General features: G+C 49.2%; 15 protein-coding genes, 1 tRNA gene and 1 pseudogene. 9 read left to right on the forward strand and 8 right to left on the reverse strand.

Annotation, left to right across the window (positions count from 1 at the left end):
* Positions 1-16: 16 nt before the first annotated feature.
* Positions 17-1,255 (reverse strand): MFS transporter, encoded by a 1,239-nt coding sequence (locus AC2FAP_RS14970; protein WP_014168436.1) that lies wholly within the window; start codon positions 1,253-1,255, stop codon positions 17-19.
* 241 nt (positions 1,256-1,496) lie between these two features.
* On the opposite strand from AC2FAP_RS14970, the gene AC2FAP_RS14975 reads away from it, so the two are divergent.
* The 4 genes from AC2FAP_RS14975 to AC2FAP_RS14990 all read left to right on the forward strand — a co-directional run bounded on the left by AC2FAP_RS14975 (position 1,497) and on the right by AC2FAP_RS14990 (position 4,418).
* Positions 1,497-2,492 (forward strand): LacI family DNA-binding transcriptional regulator, encoded by a 996-nt coding sequence (locus AC2FAP_RS14975; protein ID WP_044859407.1) that lies wholly within the window; start codon positions 1,497-1,499, stop codon positions 2,490-2,492.
* 50 nt (positions 2,493-2,542) lie between these two features.
* Positions 2,543-3,115, forward strand: coding sequence for a DUF1349 domain-containing protein (locus AC2FAP_RS14980; protein WP_020885350.1), 573 nt, complete (start codon positions 2,543-2,545; stop codon positions 3,113-3,115).
* 288 nt (positions 3,116-3,403) lie between these two features.
* The gene (locus AC2FAP_RS14985) at positions 3,404-3,661 is read left to right on the forward strand and encodes a YjhX family toxin (protein WP_014168433.1); all 258 of its coding nucleotides are present in this window, start codon (positions 3,404-3,406) and stop codon (positions 3,659-3,661) included.
* Positions 3,662-3,671: 10 nt separating this feature from the next.
* Positions 3,672-4,418: an SAM-dependent methyltransferase gene (locus AC2FAP_RS14990; protein WP_485452986.1), complete on the forward strand. Its 747-nt coding sequence runs from the start codon at positions 3,672-3,674 to the stop codon at positions 4,416-4,418.
* A 95-nt stretch (positions 4,419-4,513) separates the two neighbouring features.
* Here AC2FAP_RS14990 and AC2FAP_RS14995 read toward each other — a convergent pair whose 3' ends face one another.
* Positions 4,514-4,966, reverse strand: coding sequence for a SymE family type I addiction module toxin (locus AC2FAP_RS14995; protein WP_072255820.1), 453 nt, complete (start codon positions 4,964-4,966; stop codon positions 4,514-4,516).
* Positions 4,967-5,266: 300 nt separating this feature from the next.
* On the opposite strand from AC2FAP_RS14995, the gene AC2FAP_RS15000 reads away from it, so the two are divergent.
* Positions 5,267-6,142, forward strand: coding sequence for a phosphorothioated DNA-binding restriction endonuclease (locus AC2FAP_RS15000; RefSeq protein WP_485452977.1), 876 nt, complete (start codon positions 5,267-5,269; stop codon positions 6,140-6,142).
* A gap of 367 nt (positions 6,143-6,509) precedes the next feature.
* Here AC2FAP_RS15000 and AC2FAP_RS15005 read toward each other — a convergent pair whose 3' ends face one another.
* Positions 6,510-7,385, reverse strand: a complete 876-nt coding sequence (locus AC2FAP_RS15005) for a HEPN domain-containing protein (RefSeq protein WP_436369624.1) — start codon at positions 7,383-7,385, stop codon at positions 6,510-6,512.
* A 174-nt stretch (positions 7,386-7,559) separates the two neighbouring features.
* Between AC2FAP_RS15005 and AC2FAP_RS15010 the strand changes: the two are divergent.
* The 4 genes and pseudogenes from AC2FAP_RS15010 (at position 7,560) to AC2FAP_RS15025 (ending at position 12,369) form a co-directional block, all read left to right on the forward strand.
* Positions 7,560-8,667 (forward strand): annotated as a pseudogene (locus tag AC2FAP_RS15010) (IS3 family transposase).
* Between the two features lie 405 nt (positions 8,668-9,072).
* Entirely contained in the window at positions 9,073-10,335 is a 1,263-nt protein-coding gene (locus AC2FAP_RS15015; RefSeq protein WP_049023642.1) for an SIR2 family protein, read from the forward strand.
* Positions 10,325-12,157, forward strand: a complete 1,833-nt coding sequence (locus AC2FAP_RS15020; protein ID WP_049023643.1) for an ATP-binding protein — start codon at positions 10,325-10,327, stop codon at positions 12,155-12,157. Before AC2FAP_RS15015 ends, AC2FAP_RS15020 begins: the two co-directional genes overlap by 11 nt.
* Before the next feature lie 2 nt (positions 12,158-12,159).
* Positions 12,160-12,369 (forward strand): KTSC domain-containing protein, encoded by a 210-nt coding sequence (locus tag AC2FAP_RS15025; protein WP_020885377.1) that lies wholly within the window; start codon positions 12,160-12,162, stop codon positions 12,367-12,369.
* A 176-nt stretch (positions 12,370-12,545) separates the two neighbouring features.
* Here the strand turns inward: AC2FAP_RS15025 and AC2FAP_RS15030 are convergent, their stop codons facing one another.
* From AC2FAP_RS15030 to rraB, 5 genes are all read right to left on the reverse strand, one after another.
* A complete protein-coding gene (locus tag AC2FAP_RS15030) occupies positions 12,546-13,664 on the reverse strand; it encodes a hypothetical protein (RefSeq protein ID WP_049023645.1) in 1,119 nt (372 codons plus the stop codon).
* 228 nt (positions 13,665-13,892) lie between these two features.
* Positions 13,893-13,977, reverse strand: a tRNA-Leu gene (locus AC2FAP_RS15035).
* A gap of 104 nt (positions 13,978-14,081) precedes the next feature.
* Positions 14,082-14,810, reverse strand: a complete 729-nt coding sequence (locus AC2FAP_RS15040; RefSeq protein ID WP_485452978.1) for a topoisomerase II — start codon at positions 14,808-14,810, stop codon at positions 14,082-14,084.
* A gap of 30 nt (positions 14,811-14,840) precedes the next feature.
* Entirely contained in the window at positions 14,841-15,599 is a 759-nt protein-coding gene (gene miaE, locus AC2FAP_RS15045; RefSeq protein ID WP_047743237.1) for a tRNA isopentenyl-2-thiomethyl-A-37 hydroxylase MiaE, read from the reverse strand.
* A gap of 46 nt (positions 15,600-15,645) precedes the next feature.
* Positions 15,646-16,071, reverse strand: a complete 426-nt coding sequence (rraB, locus tag AC2FAP_RS15050; RefSeq protein ID WP_014168417.1) for a ribonuclease E inhibitor RraB — start codon at positions 16,069-16,071, stop codon at positions 15,646-15,648.
* Between the last annotated feature and the right edge of the window lie 71 nt (positions 16,072-16,142).

The raw sequence follows: 16,142 nt of genomic DNA on the forward strand, positions 1-16,142 counted from the left end.
CTTTACTCTCAGTACATTACACAGCGTTTTGCTGCAGAAAAGATGGCTCAGATGAGGATTTAGTTGAGCGCAAAAGGAAAATGGAAATAAACGTGGTGCTGAACACCATGATGCCCATGATCAGATAGGATTGGGCGAAGCCAAATCTCTCATAGCTAAAGCCTGCCAGCGGGGACAAGACGGTGCCAATGACGGAGCTGGTGCAGGCAAATCCCACCAGATAAATGGTGGAGGAGAGACGTTTGTCGAAATTCAGGCTGTTGTATTTAAATATGGCGACTAACAATATTGGCAGTTCGACCGCGTGAAGCAGTTTGGTAATGGAGATAAGCAAGGGGCCTTCCACCAGCCCGGAAGCAATCATGCGCAGCGCCATCACCATACCTGCGAATATCAGGCCATTTTTAGCGCCAATGCGATTAACCAGCCACGGCGCACAAAACATACCCGCGGCCTCGAGAAAGACCTGGAAAGAGTTTAAATAGCCAAACATCTCGTTCCCTTCTCGTAATGTCGGGAACTGTGACGAGAAATAGACCGGGAATTGCTGATCGTATACGCCGTAAATGCAGGTTCCGACCACGAAGAATATCAGCGCCCAGAAGCGCGGCAGAGTCAGCAGACGCAGGGCGTCTTCCAGAGAAACTTTTTTAGCGCCAATTTCGAGTTTCTCCATGCTTGCCGGCGCGGCCACCTTTAAGCGGGCCAGCAGACAGAAGAAGATTAACCCTGAGCATGACGCCACCAGGAAGTTAAGGTCAGGGTTGATATTAAACAGTAACCCGGCAAAAAACGTGGCGACCGCCCAGCCCAGAGACCCCCACATGCGTGCCCGCCCAAACTCAAACGTACTCTGACGCGCAACGCGCTCAGTATAGGACTCCAGAACGCCGATACCGCCATTAAACGTCAGGCCGATAAATAAGCCCCCGAATACGCTGCCCAGCAGAATATTAACGCTCAGCAGGTAGCTAAAAAGCAGATAAGCCGGGCCGGAGAGGATCAACAACGCGGTGATAAACCATAACAAATGTTTGCGCAGACCGAGTCGGTCCTGGATAAAGCCATAACAGACCTGCGCGAAGAGCGCGGAGACGGATAACACGGAAAAAATAATGCCGGTTTCCGATGCCTTTAGCCCCACTTCCTGGTGAAGCCAGATTGAGAGAAGTGAACTTGATGAGGACCAGGTCACAAAGAAAAAGAACAGCAGAGCGCTGAGCAGCATGTAACTTCGAGTAGGCCGTTTTTTCATCTACGTAATCTCGCAAGAAGGATATGGTAAGATGGTAACGTTAACATTTCAGGCGTACACTCGGTTTTGATGTGATACTCGATGTTAATCACAAAAGTTAACGTTAACATTAATGTGTTGAGATCGCGCTCAAACTTTTGAGTGTGACTTGCGTAACCCTGGGTGTCGGTGCCTAGAATAGGACATTCGCATTGGCTCACAACACCTTACCGGGTCGAATGCATTCAGATAATGGAAAGCTATGGCGTCTTTAAAAGATGTGGCCAAACTGGCCAATGTATCACTCATGACGGTTTCACGGGTGCTCAATGACCCGAAACGCGTAAAGCCTGAAACTCTGTCCCGGGTGCAGGAGGCGATCCTGCAGTTAAATTACGTGCCTGACCTCTCAGCCCGGCAGGTTCGTCGTGTCGGCTCCCGGAACAAAACCATCGGCGTGCTGGCGCTGGATACCGTCACCACCCCTTTTTCGGTAGAAATCACGCTGTCTATCGAAGAAACCGCACGGGCGTATGGCTGGAACAGCTTCGTGGTGAATATGTTTACCGATGATAACCCTGACGATATTGTCGACCTGCTGCTCGCCCACCGGCCCGGGGGGATCATTTTCACCACCATGGGGCTGCGTGAAGTGAGCATCCCGCCCCGGCTACTGGAGCACCCTTGCGTTCTGGCCAACTGCGAGAACACGGGAGAACCGGTTGCCAGCTATATACCTGACGATGAACAAGGCCAGTATACGGCCGTACAGGCCTTGCTGGCGGCGGGATACAGCCGTCCTCTCTGCCTGCATTTACCTGTCAACCATCTGGCGACGCGTCGCCGCCGTCAGGGGCTGGATCGCGCCTGCCGTGAAGCCGGTATCGATCCTGATACGCTTGAACACTGCTATATGCAATTTGGCGATGAGCACTACCGGGATATTCCGGAGATGCTGCTGGCGCATATCGTTCAGGGGAAACCGCAATTTGATTCGGTCATCTGTGGTAACGACCGTATTGCCTTCATGGTGTATCAGACGCTGTTAACGCAGGGTATCCGAATCCCACAGGATATTGCCGTTCTTGGCTACGATAATCTTGTCGGCATCGGAAATTTGTTTTTACCCCCGCTATCCACGGTCCAGCTGCCGCATTATGAGATTGGGCGCTTAAGTACATTGCACATTATCAATGGCGACACCCACCGGGATAAGGTACTGGTCGAGAGCCCCTGGCTCAGGCGCGAATCCTGTTGAACAAGGGAGGCCGCATACCGACGACCTTTTGACAGTCACCTGGGGACATTATGCAAAACGAATTTTACTGGATAAACGAACCGGCCAAATGGCATAGCGAGAACAACACGTTATCGGTCGTGACCGACGACCACACCGATTTCTGGCGCCATACATGGTACGGATTCGAGCGTTTCTCGGGCCACATCTACGCGACTGACGCGGCAGGTGATTTCACGTTTCAGACAAACATCCGCGCTGATTTCAGCACGCTCTATGACCAGGCGGGGATCATGCTGATGTCGGACGAGCAACACTGGCTCAAGGCCGGGATTGAATACAATGATGGCGCGCCGGCCATTGGCAGCGTACTGACGTTACAGGCCTCCGACTGGGCAACCGGTATCTTCCCGGGTAACCCCCGGGAGTTCTGGCTTCGCCTGACCCGCAAGGGAGACGCGTTGCGGTTACAGTACTCAGCAGACGGGCTGTCGTGGCCTTTGCTGCGTTTATGCCATTTCCCGTCGGGGCCAGTGAAAGTCGGTGTCATGTGCTGCACGCCTGAACGCAGCGGCTTAGCCGTCGAGTTTAGTGATTTCAGTCTCGCGCCGGCCATGGATAAAGCGCTGCACGATCTCAGCTGATTTACATCGCGCCATCCGGTTCTACGATCCGTTGATGGCGCTGCCTGAGCTTCCACCTGGATCACACTTTTCCCACCCGACCATTCCCTTAAAATAAACAGGTGATATTATTCACCCCGTAAATACCTCTCAACTCAACCCGAGGCTTTGATGCTGGAGAATGTCATCATCCGATAATCAGCTCCCCGACCTTTCAGGCCGGACTGATTATCAATGCGCCGAAATCGAATGCGGACACCGCGGTGTGTTTGCACGTTTTGCACATGATGATTAAACAGGTTTTCCAGTATGAATTTATCCCGTCAGGAACAACGTACCTTACACGTTCTCGCCAAAGGTGGACGTATTGCGCACGTCCGCGATAGCTCAGGCCGCGTCACCGCCGTTGAATGCTACAGCCGCGAAGGGCTGTTGCTCGCCGACTGCACGCTCGCCGTCTTCAAAAAACTCAAAACCAAAAAGCTGATCAAGTCCGTCAACGGTCAGCCCTACCGCATTAACACGACCGGGCTGAACAGCGTTCGTGCCCAGCCAGATAATCGTTAAGGAGAGGATGATGGATATCCCACGTATTTTTACCGTCAGCGAAAGCAAACACCGCATTCATAACCCGTTCACCCCGGAAAAGTACGCCACGCTGGGCCGCGTGTTACGCATGAAGCCAGGCACGCGCATTCTGGATCTCGGCAGCGGCTCGGGGGAGATGCTCTGCACCTGGGCGCGCGATCACGGCATTACCGGCACCGGCATCGACATGAGCCGACTTTTCACCGAACAGGCAACGCGCCGTGCTGACGAACTCGGCGTCAGCGAGCGCGTGCGTTTTATTCATGACGACGCGGCCGAATATGTCGCAGATGAAAAATGTGATGTAGCGGCCTGCGTAGGCGCCACCTGGATTGCCGGCGGCGTCGCCGGAACAATGGTGCTACTGGCAAAAAGCCTCCGGCCTGGCGGGATGATACTCATCGGTGAACCCTACTGGCGTCAGGTTCCTGCGAGCGATGAGGTAGCCCAGGCCTGCGGCGTCTCGTCCATCGCAGACTTTCTCACCCTGCCCGACCTGGTCGCCTCGTTCGACGCACAGGGCTATGACCTGGTGGAAATGGTTCTGGCAGACCAGGAAGGCTGGGACAGATACGAAGCGGCGAAATGGATGACCCTGCGTCGCTGGCTGGAGGAAAACCCTGACGATGACTTTGCACAAGAAGTTCGGGCGGAGCTGACAATTGCGCCCAAACGCCACGTCACCTACACACGAGAGTACTTTGGCTGGGGGGTGTTTGCGTTGATTGCCCGATAGCCTGAAACAGGCGGTATAGCCTTAACGACTATACCGCCTTCACGCATCAGATATTAAGACGGCTCAGGATAATATAAACGCGGATTCCGTCACGTTCACCCGCGTTTAATCACCGGGATATCGCCCGTATCATTTAACGCCCCCGGAAATGTTTTTAGCCACTGAGCGACTTTTTGTTTATTGATATTCACCACACTCATCCCCTCCAGGCATCCCCATAATTCTCTTGTATGCTGCGGCGTGATCACAATACAGTCTTTCATCACCCGGATTTTAACCGGCATACCGCTGATAAACCCTGCTCGTGTTAGCCAGTCTCCCCCCAGCGGAAGATATTTATTATCTATCCGGGCATAGAGTTCGCAGCAGGCGGAACTTGCTTCCGGCGTTCCTGCGCGGGGGTGAACTGGCGCGGCACTGGTCTGGTTACCGTGAAGTCGGCGGGTGCTGTTTTTGCGTACCAGCTCGCGGTTTTCAATCATGCCGGTGAAAGCGTCTGATTCTGTTTTGCAAACCGTAAACTCTGGCATAAAATTCGGCGCAGCCATTTTCAACTTCTCCGTAGTTGTTGGTGGTTAGCGGTATGGGGGTGTTGCAGCACCTTCATATCGCGTCTCGTTGTAAATAATTCCTGTGAAACTCACTCTGCCGTTCGGCGTTATTTCTGATGCGTATTATACCAGGCTGAATATAAATACAGCGGTTTGGCGTGGGGTAAATTTGGAATTTGCGAGGGGGCTTCAGGAAATAGTGTTGTGTTCGCTAAGGTCATGTTTTTGCTAGTTGTGGGTTGATTGGTCTGGGTTTTGCGAGCATCATCGCAATTATTTACCTTCTTCCGTAACGCGATGGCTTCCAGCAAAACACTCGAACAGGCAATTGCCAACATCACCATCTGGCGCAAGGGCGAACAACGTGCGCCGCATAAGCCCTTATTGCTTCTGTACGTGCTGGCGAACTATCAGCAGGGGCATGCACGTCTGTTTGACTACGGTACCGAGGTACATGCTCAACTGCTAAGCCTGTTAGAACGCTTTGGTCCAGACAGGAAAGAACATTACCCGAACATGCCCTTCTGGCGACTCAAAGGGGATGGATTCTGGGATCTTGAGAACAGTGAACTCTGTTCCACCACTGGCAGCAAACAGCCACCGGTAAAAGAGCTGGTTGAACATAAGGTCGCTGGCGGTTTTGATGAAGAACACTATGCGCTACTGACAAAGAACAAGAAGTTGATCGGCTCGCTGGCACAGAAGATCCTTGAGGCGCATTTCCCGGAAAGTATCCAGGAAGAGATCGCAGATGAGATGGGTTTTGATATTCAACAGATCCGTAAGGTTCGCGATCCGTTGTTTCGTCAGCAGGTGCTTCGCGCCTATAACTATGAATGTGCAATCTGCGGATTCAACATGCGACATGATAACACCTCCGTTGCGCTTGAAGCCGCGCATATCAAATGGAAACAGTTTGGCGGGCCGTGTGAAATCCCGAACGGGCTGGCGCTGTGTGCAATTCATCATAAAGCGTTTGATAAGGGATCGATTGGGCTGGATGACAGTTTGCGGGTTCTGGTGTCTGAGGCGGTAAATGGCAACGGGAATGGGATTGTGGGAAGACTGTTCTGGGATTTCGCCGGGAAGCAGATAGCACTGCCGATGGTGAAAGGGAATTATCCAGGGGAAGGGTTTGTGGAATGGCATCGGAGGGAGGTGTATAGGGGGTGAGTGCGAAGGCCGGACTCGCACATAAATCTTAATCTCATGATTTAAAATAATTAGTAAAAAATATTTACGTTTTATACCAACACAGATACCAAGACGAAATTCATTGTTTCGGCTTCGAACCCGGACAAACATGACTGAGTTGTATTAGCTCAGATTTGACCTGACGCAGCTATGGTATAGATCTAAACCTAATCTGACAGGCAGCTCTAGTGCCAGGAGCGGACGCTGCTAATAGCGCACTGTGTTAATCTCTAGGATGCAGGTCGGATACTCTTCCCGAGCCACCAATCTAATTGGTTGGCTCGCTAATTTGGCTTCAGGTGAACCGAAGGACATGTGGTACGGAAGATTTACTGGTTGTTCACCTTCAAATAGTGAATACTTGACGTGGCCCCGGAAACCCTCCTGATTCCATTTGTATAGCTAAATCTGACGTAGTGATTCGACGTAAACTAGATGCTGCAATAAATTGAACTCCAAGAGCTAACCGAACAACTTGTAGACGTTTAAGTCCCGCCGGTTTATAGCGACTGGCTACGTAAGGGGGGAGGTTATCAATCACGGTTTTAATTTGACTATCGTCACGATGGGGTTTTTTATCCATAACTGTTTGTGCCAAATACGCCAGATTATGGCCATTCTTTCCTTTCAAAGTTTTTAGATCGACTCCGTGCCAAACTAAAACAGCTTTTAAGGAAAGCTCTGCTACCATACAGATCGGCTGGATAATTGAATCATGGCTAAAGCTATTAGGCAGTGTATTTGCCATATCTTCTAGATTGGATCTGCACATTTGCCAGAGTGTCAAAGCCTCTGATGCACAATTTTCAATTTCATTTAGCCCCATAGTGAAATCATGAATATCAGCAATAGCAAAAGAAACTTCTGCAGCAATAGTTCGTTCTTTTCTACACCATTCCCACCATTCTTCGTCACTTGAAAATCCTGCTATTTTCCAGATTTCTAGATTGTTCTCCCCGTATAAAATAGGAAAAGTTGTTTTCCTCACTTGATCCATAGATGCAATTAGACCTATTCCTGCACCAGGCCAACTTGTTTCGACTTCAGGTATCATGGTAGTGTAAGCATCTACGATGCGCTGAACCTCGGGATTACTAAAAATACCAAGGCTGAAACTTGTTCCAAGAAGTTCAATTGCGGCGTTCAGCGGTCTTTGATGAACGTGAATACCTTCCTCAGCATATTTTTTATCCAACCTACGTAGATCATCTAGCGTCCACATAATCTTATCAATCCCTTCTAATATTTTGCCAACTATAACGGAAGACTACAATTTAGCTCATAAAAGCTTTTTATTCCCTCTATATATTGTAGAGGTGACCCTGACCCAAAATCCTGTGCCATTCAGAAACAGAATGCCGGCATGATCTACACTCCCTGAGCGGAGGTGGTGCCGATGAAAAAATCACGATTCACCGAAGAGCAGATTGTTTTAGCCCTGAAGCAGGCCGAACTGGGGACGTCCGTGCCGGAGGTCTGCCGTAAGCTGGGCATTTCTGATGCCACGTTCTATACATGGCGCAAGAAATATGGCGGGATTTTTCCTTTAGAACTGAAGCACATGCGGCAGCTTGAGGAAGAGAATCTCAGGCTGAAAAAACTGGTTGCCGATCTCAGCCTCGACTAAGCCATGCTGCAGGACGTGCTGGCAAAAAAGAACTGACGCTGGCGCGTCTGCGCGAATGGGTCCGGGACCTGCAGGCACGCTACAGGGCCAGCGAGAGGCAGGTCTAATTGCACTACAGGTCAACCGCAGCTCATTCCGCTACCGTTCTGTGGTGGCAGACGATAGTGCACTACGCTTTCGTATCAGGGAGATCACCGATACCCGGACCCACTATGGCTATCGCCGGGTTTACGTCATGCTCAGGCGGGAGGGCTGACGGGATAATCACAAACGCATCTATCAACTCTACAGCGAGCAGGGCCTGTCCCTGCGTTTCAAACGCCCACGCCGGAATAAATCAGCACAGCGTCGACAGCCCCAGCCTTATGGGCGGTATCCGAATCATATCTGGGGCATGGACTTTGTCTCTGGCGCCTTATTTGACGAGCGTTGGTTACGTCTGCTGACAGTCATTGATCTCTAGATACGGGAATGTCTGGGGATCTGCATGGGTCAGAATCTGTGCTCAACGGAGGTTATAGAGATGCTGAACACCATTGCGCTCAAACGTCCTTTACCCCAATTGCTGAAAACCGATAACGGCTCTGAATTTGCAGGAAAAATGCTGGACAAGTGGGTGTATGAACGAGGGATCCGTATAGACTTCTCACGACCGGGAACACCTACGGACAATGCGAAGGTGGAGTCGTTTAACGGCAGGCTACGACAGGAGTGTCTGAACAAGAACGGGTTCATGCTCCAGGAGGATGCACGGTGCAAAATCGAGGCCTAGCGCATACACTATAACCAGAAACGTCCCCACTATGCACTGGAACGGATGACCCCGTCCGAATTTTCCGAGAAACCTGCCGGTTGCCAGAATATGCAGCCAGACTGAAGCCGGCTATTCCTGATTATGACTTGAGTATATTCGGGTTAGGGTCATATGAAGACATTACTAACATCGCGGTGTGTTAATCTACGGTGAGCAGGTCAGCATCTTTCTTTACATACAAATCAGATTTAATTGCGACTAAGTAACGCCGATATGCGACTTTCATCACATAAATTTTGCAACCATGAAGCAAGCAAAATAAACCCAAGATGAAGATATTGTACTAAGCGCTTAATCTGCTACTAATACTCTCTCAACGGCATAGCAAATTTGACTTCTCCCAACAATGTTAAAATTTTGTAACTTAGGTTAAAGAAGTTGTTGGGATAACGGCTATGCAGGAAGATGTTATCAACTCTTAAAGCTTCGCGGAGTGCGCAGGTAGCCACATCTAGTAAGGGGAGAAGCATGGAAACGTTCCACAATCCAGATCGGTTTATGTCTGATTTGCGCCAGGTACTATCACAGGGTAGGAAGCGTATTGGAATTCTTGTTGGCGCAGGAGCACCACTCGCAATCCGCGTAAATGAAAAAAATGAAATCGACCCAAATGGAAAATCGCTTATTCCGGGCGTCGAGGCATTGACATTCCAAGCAACCTCCGGGTTGACAGAGATTCAAACGAAGGCGGTAGAAGCAATAAAAGCAAGTTTGGGAAGTACCGCTAATATTGAGTCAGTTCTATCACGTATCCGTTTATTAGAGCAAGCGCTGGGGAAAACGAAAGTCGAGGGGCTAGACTCAAAAGAGTATAGGCAACTAGGCAAAGATATTTGTAAAAAAATTTCTGAAATAGTCGGAGTTTATTTACCCAAAGAACGAAACGCATATTCTGATTTAATTGCATGGATTACTGGTACCGTTCGGTCGAACTCTGTAGAAATATTCACTACGAATTATGATTTTCTTTTCGAAGAGGCATTTGAACGCGTTAGGTCTCCTTATTTTGACGGGTTTTCTGGCGGCAGCAAGCCTTTCTTTGACCCTGTATCAGTAGCAGGCGACGACTTACCTGCTCGATGGGCAAAGCTATGGAAGATGCATGGTTCCCTAGGCTGGGCTTTGGAAGACGGGGCGGTTGTCCGAGGACATGGTAGAGAGGCCGCCGAATTAGTTTACCCGGACCATTTAAAATATGACCTAACTCAAAAACAACCTTATTCTGCTCTCTTTGAGAGACTTAAAAGGTTTTTACTTACCCCCGACTCTTTGTTGCTCACGGTTGGATTTTCATTTAGGGATGCACATATTTGTGCCGTTCTTGATGAAAGTTTGGCTATGAACGCCAATACGGCAGTTTTGGCGTTTCAATATCAAGATCTTGCAAAGGAAGAGCCAGCTGTAAAATTAGCAAGTGACAGACCTAACCTGAGCGTCTACGCAGCAGATGGAGCCGTCATTGGAGGAGTTTCAGGAAAATGGCGTCCAGGGGAGTTACCTAAAAACTGGGGAAGTATTCGTGAAAGTTTCTGGGCAGCACGGTGGCCGAAAGAGCCAAATAAATTTTTATTAGGGGACTTTGCAGCTTTTGCTCGCTTCTGTGCATTAGCTCAAGCAAATGACTTGATAGCACAATCTTTGAAAAGGGATGAACCAGATAAAGCTGAGGATGAAACCAATGGAAGCGGCAGAAATGCGGTTGAGCTAGAGGAAGGCCAAGATGAGTGGTAATGATCCGACATATTTAGGTGCCGTTAGTGCTGTCTCAGGCGCCACCCTCACTATAAAACTTGCTGAGTCCTTAGACTCCGGCTTTGCCGTCATTAAAGGACATACATATCGAGTTGGCCAAGTAGGCAGTTTTGTCAGAATTCCTCAGGGCTATCAGGACCTATTTGGTATCGTTTCTGAGATCGGGGCCACTGCCGCACCCTCACAATCTGATGTTTCTGAAATTGACTCAGGTAGATGGATGACAGTCCAGCTTGCCGGTGAAACAGTCGGTGGTCAATTCGAAAGAGGCTTAAGCCAGCATCCTAATATAAATGACTCAGTACACTTGGTTACTGAAGCTGATCTAAGAAGAATCTACGGTTCAATCGGTGACGACCAAGTGAGCATAGGACATCTTGCGAGCGCGGAAAACATTGACGTACGTCTTTCTTTAGATGCTCTTGTAACGCGCCATTCAGCAATACTAGGGTCAACTGGGGCAGGTAAATCCACAACTGTCGCTAGCCTCCTGAGATCAATTATTCGGAAAGATGAAATTCAGGGATCACCTGGCGCTCGTATCCTTATGCTCGACATCCACGGTGAGTACACTAAAGCTTTGGAAGACGTATCGACTGTTTTCAGTGCAACCCCTAACCAGGATCAAAAACCTTTATTTGTTCCCTATTGGGCTTTAGAGGCTGGTGAACTTTTAGATTTCATAACAGGAGGGCTTTCTGAAGCTCACGAAATTGCCTTCACAGATAAAATTGTGGAGTTAAAAGACAAGGGCATTAAAGTAAATCCAAGAGCAGGTATTGATTCTAGAACTCTTACTGTAGATAGCCCGGTACCGTTTAGCTTAAAACGACTTTGGTATGAATTAGTTGATTTTGAAACAACCACCTATATCGGTGCAAATCGTGATGAACCTGCGCTTGAAGAATCTGGGGATGCAGAAACCTTGGTCGCGCCAAAGTATCAACCTCATGCAATGGGTGCCAAAGGGCCATTCACCAACACAGCAGCTAGAGGTATTCGAAGACCATTAAATTTACTTCGTTCCCGCCTACTAGATCGCCGCTATGATTTTCTTCTTCATCCTGGCGATTGGGAGCCTGACCTAACGGGAGCAGTTAAAACAGATCTCGACAAACTGTTAGAAGGTTGGCTCGGCCATGATAAACAAATCACTATATTGGATTTGTCCGGAGTCCCTAGCGGAGTTTTGACTCGACTCATCGGTTCTATTTTACGTATTGTTTATGAAGCACTTTTTTGGAGTCGGGAAAAATCAGAGGGAGGTGTAGAGCGTCCTCTTTTAGTAGTGATGGAGGAGGCTCATCGTTATCTTGGACCTGATGCTGGAACAGTCGCCTCTGAAGTGGTAAAACGCATAGCAAAAGAAGGTCGTAAATATGGTGTAGGTGCTATGATTGTGTCCCAGCGACCAGCAGAAGTAGATGAGACCGTTTTATCTCAATGTGGCACGATCATCGCGCTTCGGTTATCAAATCCCGTAGATCGTGCGCGTGTGAAAGGAACTTTGCCGGATAACTTAGCCGGGCTGATGGACCTTTTGCCCGTGTTGAGAACTGGTGAAGCAATAATTACCGGGGAAGCTGCTCGACTCCCTGTCCGCTGTCGCATTACTTTGCCCTGCCAAAAGCACTTACCACGTAGTAATGATCCCAAGGTAACCCAAGCCTGGGCGAGTAGGCGTTCAGCCGAAGGCTATGACCGTGTGGTTGCCTCTTGGCGTAGTCAGCAGACTAATGCAGTTGTCCAAAAACTTGAAATCACCCGTTCACCAATCGAAGATGAACCTGAGGAGAGCTAAATATGCACCGCGACGCCGTATCATCGTCAAACATTATGTCTGCTGGTTATGATTCCGCCAGTGAAACCATGGAAATCGAATTTAAGGATGGGGCTGTTTACCAATACTATAATGTTAATGAGCATCTTTACGAGCAATTCAAATCAGCCCCTTCTAAGGGACAATTTTTTAATATGTATATAAAGCATGCTGTTCCATTTTCGAGAGTTTGATCTATTCAATCGGGTTGTTTCACATACAACCCGATCTCTATCAGTATTGTTGTTATATGGTTAGAATATCTCATTCTCCATATACTTATCCTAATAAATGTAATATTTTAATCAGATCCTTTGTAAGAAAACTTTTTTGATAGAGCAGCCCCCCTTTGGAGTTATTTCAACTCAATTTAAGTATTGAATGGAACCTCACTATCATCGATGAATATAGTTCCATGCAAAAAGGTATTTCTTTCATATGTGTTTGTTAAAGGAAATGAGGCACAATGACTATGGCTCTGGACATATAACTCGGATTGCCATTGTTTACGTATTTCTGCATCCTTGATATTTTTTCCTTCTAAAATATCAGATGTATACAAATCCGCGAGATCTTTTGGTATAGCATGTTCAGTTCCAATTCTAGATCGAATATTCGCACTACAAATCTCTATTATCAGACCGGTAATACCAATATTTAGAAGGCGATTAAGAATTTTCAAGCGTGACCTTGATGCAAAATCAGAATGCTTAATTAAAACGTTATATTCGGGTTTAAAATAGTTTATTAATCCCGCTTCGGTTAAAGAAACTATATCAGCACGAGTCAATTTCACATTACTTAGTCTGTTGAAATGGAGCGAATCTTCTGTTGTTGAAGAAAGCGGTTCTACATTCATATTGCCACCATTGCTTATAATGGTTCGTCCATGCTCAAACCGATAAAGTAGCAGTAATACTTCGAATGATGGAAAATGAGTACTCATTTCTGCAAGAATACGTTGTAAAGTTGAATGAGCTCGCAATCTGTCAACAGCAGTACGCGTCCCTTTTCGCCCAATACCTTGACCAACATACATAACTCTTAGATCAGTATCAGTGGGAAGTAATTTTGAACGGGCCTCTGCAATCAGATTACTAACAGATACAATCTGTTTTATATTTTCAGTTATTATAACAAGTTTAGTTCCGTTTAAATCAACAGCAATATCGATGATTTGGTATTCTTCCGGCACAATTTCTTTAGAGATGTAATATTCAAACGGTACCTCAACAAAGCCAGCCACTCTTTTAACAAGAAATGAACCAATAACAGTCCTACCATTCAGTAAAAATTTTTCTGGCTTAATAAATATCCGCTCACGACAAGTAATAAGATAAATATTACAGCCTTCTAATGCCTTCAGATAGGCAGGATTGCGATTGACTTGGTAAAGATCAGCCGTGGTCAGTAAGGCAGGCTCACTTGAATAAATATGCGTTGCACCTTCCATAGTGTATAAACGTGTTACATCTGAGTAGTTGTTCATTATATTATCCTAACACATTGATTATTACTCTTTTAAATGCCCATTTAACATAGTAAAGTTTTATTGGATCAATCTAAATATATACCCGCAGTTGTACCCGCATCAATAATTTGATGTAGATTGAATCAGGTTGACTTAGGTTGAGTGAAAATGCGTGGAAAGCCTTGCGGATACCGGATTTCAGACGCAAAAAAAAGCCGCCCTTAAGCGACTTTGATTTGCATCTTTTGGTGCCGAAGGCCGGACTCGAACCGGCACGTATTTCTACGGTTGATTTTGAATCAACTGCGTCTACCGATTTCGCCACTTCGGCACTGAAGGGGATGCGGAAACGTTGTGGATTATACCTGTCGCGCGCCGCCATGCAAGCGGCGACGCGCTAAACCTACGCTAAGTGCCCAAAAAACCAGCGCCCTGTCATTCTACCTCGGAAACCGCCAGCCGAATCACGCCTGCCGCCTTCTGCTCTGGCAGCGCCAGCACCTTCGCCCACATCTCCTGCACCATGTCGCAGGAGAGCTTCTCTTTGCCCACCGCCTTCTCCGGCATCTGCAGCAGCTGGATGTCCTCGCCGTACTTGTCGGCCAGCGTTTTCATAATCGGGCGGACATCCGTCACCGCGGCTTCGCGTTCTTCCGGGGTCACGGTGTGGCGGTTTTTGCCGTTGGCCGCGCGCATCATGTCGGCGTCGGCCTGCATGCGCCGCGTCATCAGGTCTTTATCCAGCATGCGCATCGGGTTGACGCCCCCTTTTACCGCCGGGTAGAGGAAGCGGAAACAGGCGTCGTCGCTCACCTTCTGAATGGCAGCGGTCTGCTCCATGTTGATCGTCATATAGTTCACCACGTTAGCGTCCGGCGCGTTTTGCAGGCGCGACATCTGCAGATGCAGGATCTGCGGCTGGATGGTGTCGATAATCTTCTGTTCCGGCTCGCCGGCTTTTTGCAGGGCCGCCATCTGGTCAAGAATGCGCTGATGAAGCACAGGCTCCTGCTCTTTAATCACCTGCCAGGCGGGCATTGCGTTGAGGGTGGTATCAAGCTGCTGTTCGGGGGTGTGCTGGCGTTGTTTGTCGAAGTAGACCCAGAACGCCACGACGGCGGCCAGGAGAGTCACCACGACTATACGGATCCACGTTTTATTCATCTCGCATCCTTTTCTTTTCGCTATGCCGGTTTACACCGGCACGCCGCTGTGAAAGCGAAACTCATTGTCCGGTGTCGAGATAAGTGTGGCTTCAATTTCGCCAAAAAGCTGTATGCGCGGTGAGATATCGTCGTCGCTCACCTGTTGGGCAAGCGTCAGGTAGTCCTGATAGTGGCGCGCTTCCGAGCGCAGCAGCGAGAGATAGAACTTCTGCAGATCGTCGTCGAGGAACGGGGCCAGCGCGGCGAAACGCTCGCAGGAGCGGGCTTCGATGTAGGCGCCGCAGATGAGCTTGTCGATAAGCGTCAGCGGTTCGTGCGTGCGCACCGCTTTCAGCATCCCTTTGGCGTAGCGGCTGGCGGTGATTTTGACGTACGGAATGTCGCGCGCCAGCATCGCCTCGCGCACCTGCCAGAAGTGATGCAGCTCTTCTTTGATCAGCAGCACCATGCTGTCGATAAGCGCCTGGCCCCACGGGTCGTCGGTTTTGGGCATGACGCTTTTGCCAATCTGCTTGTGCAGGGCCACAAAATCCGGTTCCGGGCCTTCGCGGAAGGTGAACGCTTCGTAGGGTTTGAGCCAGTCGAGCAGCGCGTCGGCACCGCTTTCATCGGCGACGTATTTGCGCACCAGCAGCAGCGCGGTCTGGGCGGCCTTGAGCTCGCACACCATGTGGTCGGTGAGCAGCAGCGGCAGGTTCGCCGGGTCGCGGGCGTGATCAATCCATGCTGGCGGGGTCGGGCACTGGAGGAAGTTAAGAACGGGGGCGAGTATCTGCGGGTAATCCATGGTTCTGCCTTGAAAAAGCGGTGGCACGCGCCACCGCCTGAAACGCTTAGTGACGCACGCCGTCGTCGTCTTCGTCGATGAAATCTTCGTCGTCGCCTTCTTCGCCGTCTTCACCGTTCGGATCTTCGAAGTAGGTTCCCCAGCCGTCGTATTCCACTTCAAACTTCTCGGCCAGGTTCATCAGCTGTTCGACCTGAGCGTCGATCAGTTCTGCTTTCAGCGCGCCTTCGCTCAGAATATCGCAGCAGATGACGGTGTCGCCCTCTTCCACTTCCAGCTCTTCCGGCTCGGTCACTTCGTAACCCAGTTTGAAAGCTTCTACCGCCAGTTTTTCCAGCGCGTCGAAATCGTCAGCAGAGAAATGGTGCTCGATGGTGTACAGCGCGTCCGGATCGCTACCGTCTTCCAGCAGTTCTTCGATAATCAGGCGCGTCTCTTCGCGTTGCTCTTCCAGGTGTTCCGGGTTTGCCATGGCTCATTCCTCTTTAAAGTGCGGCAGATACTTCTATTTTCACACACGGACGGGTTTGCCTCCACCTTTGT

Source organism: Enterobacter cloacae complex sp. 394I7, assembly GCF_057320345.1.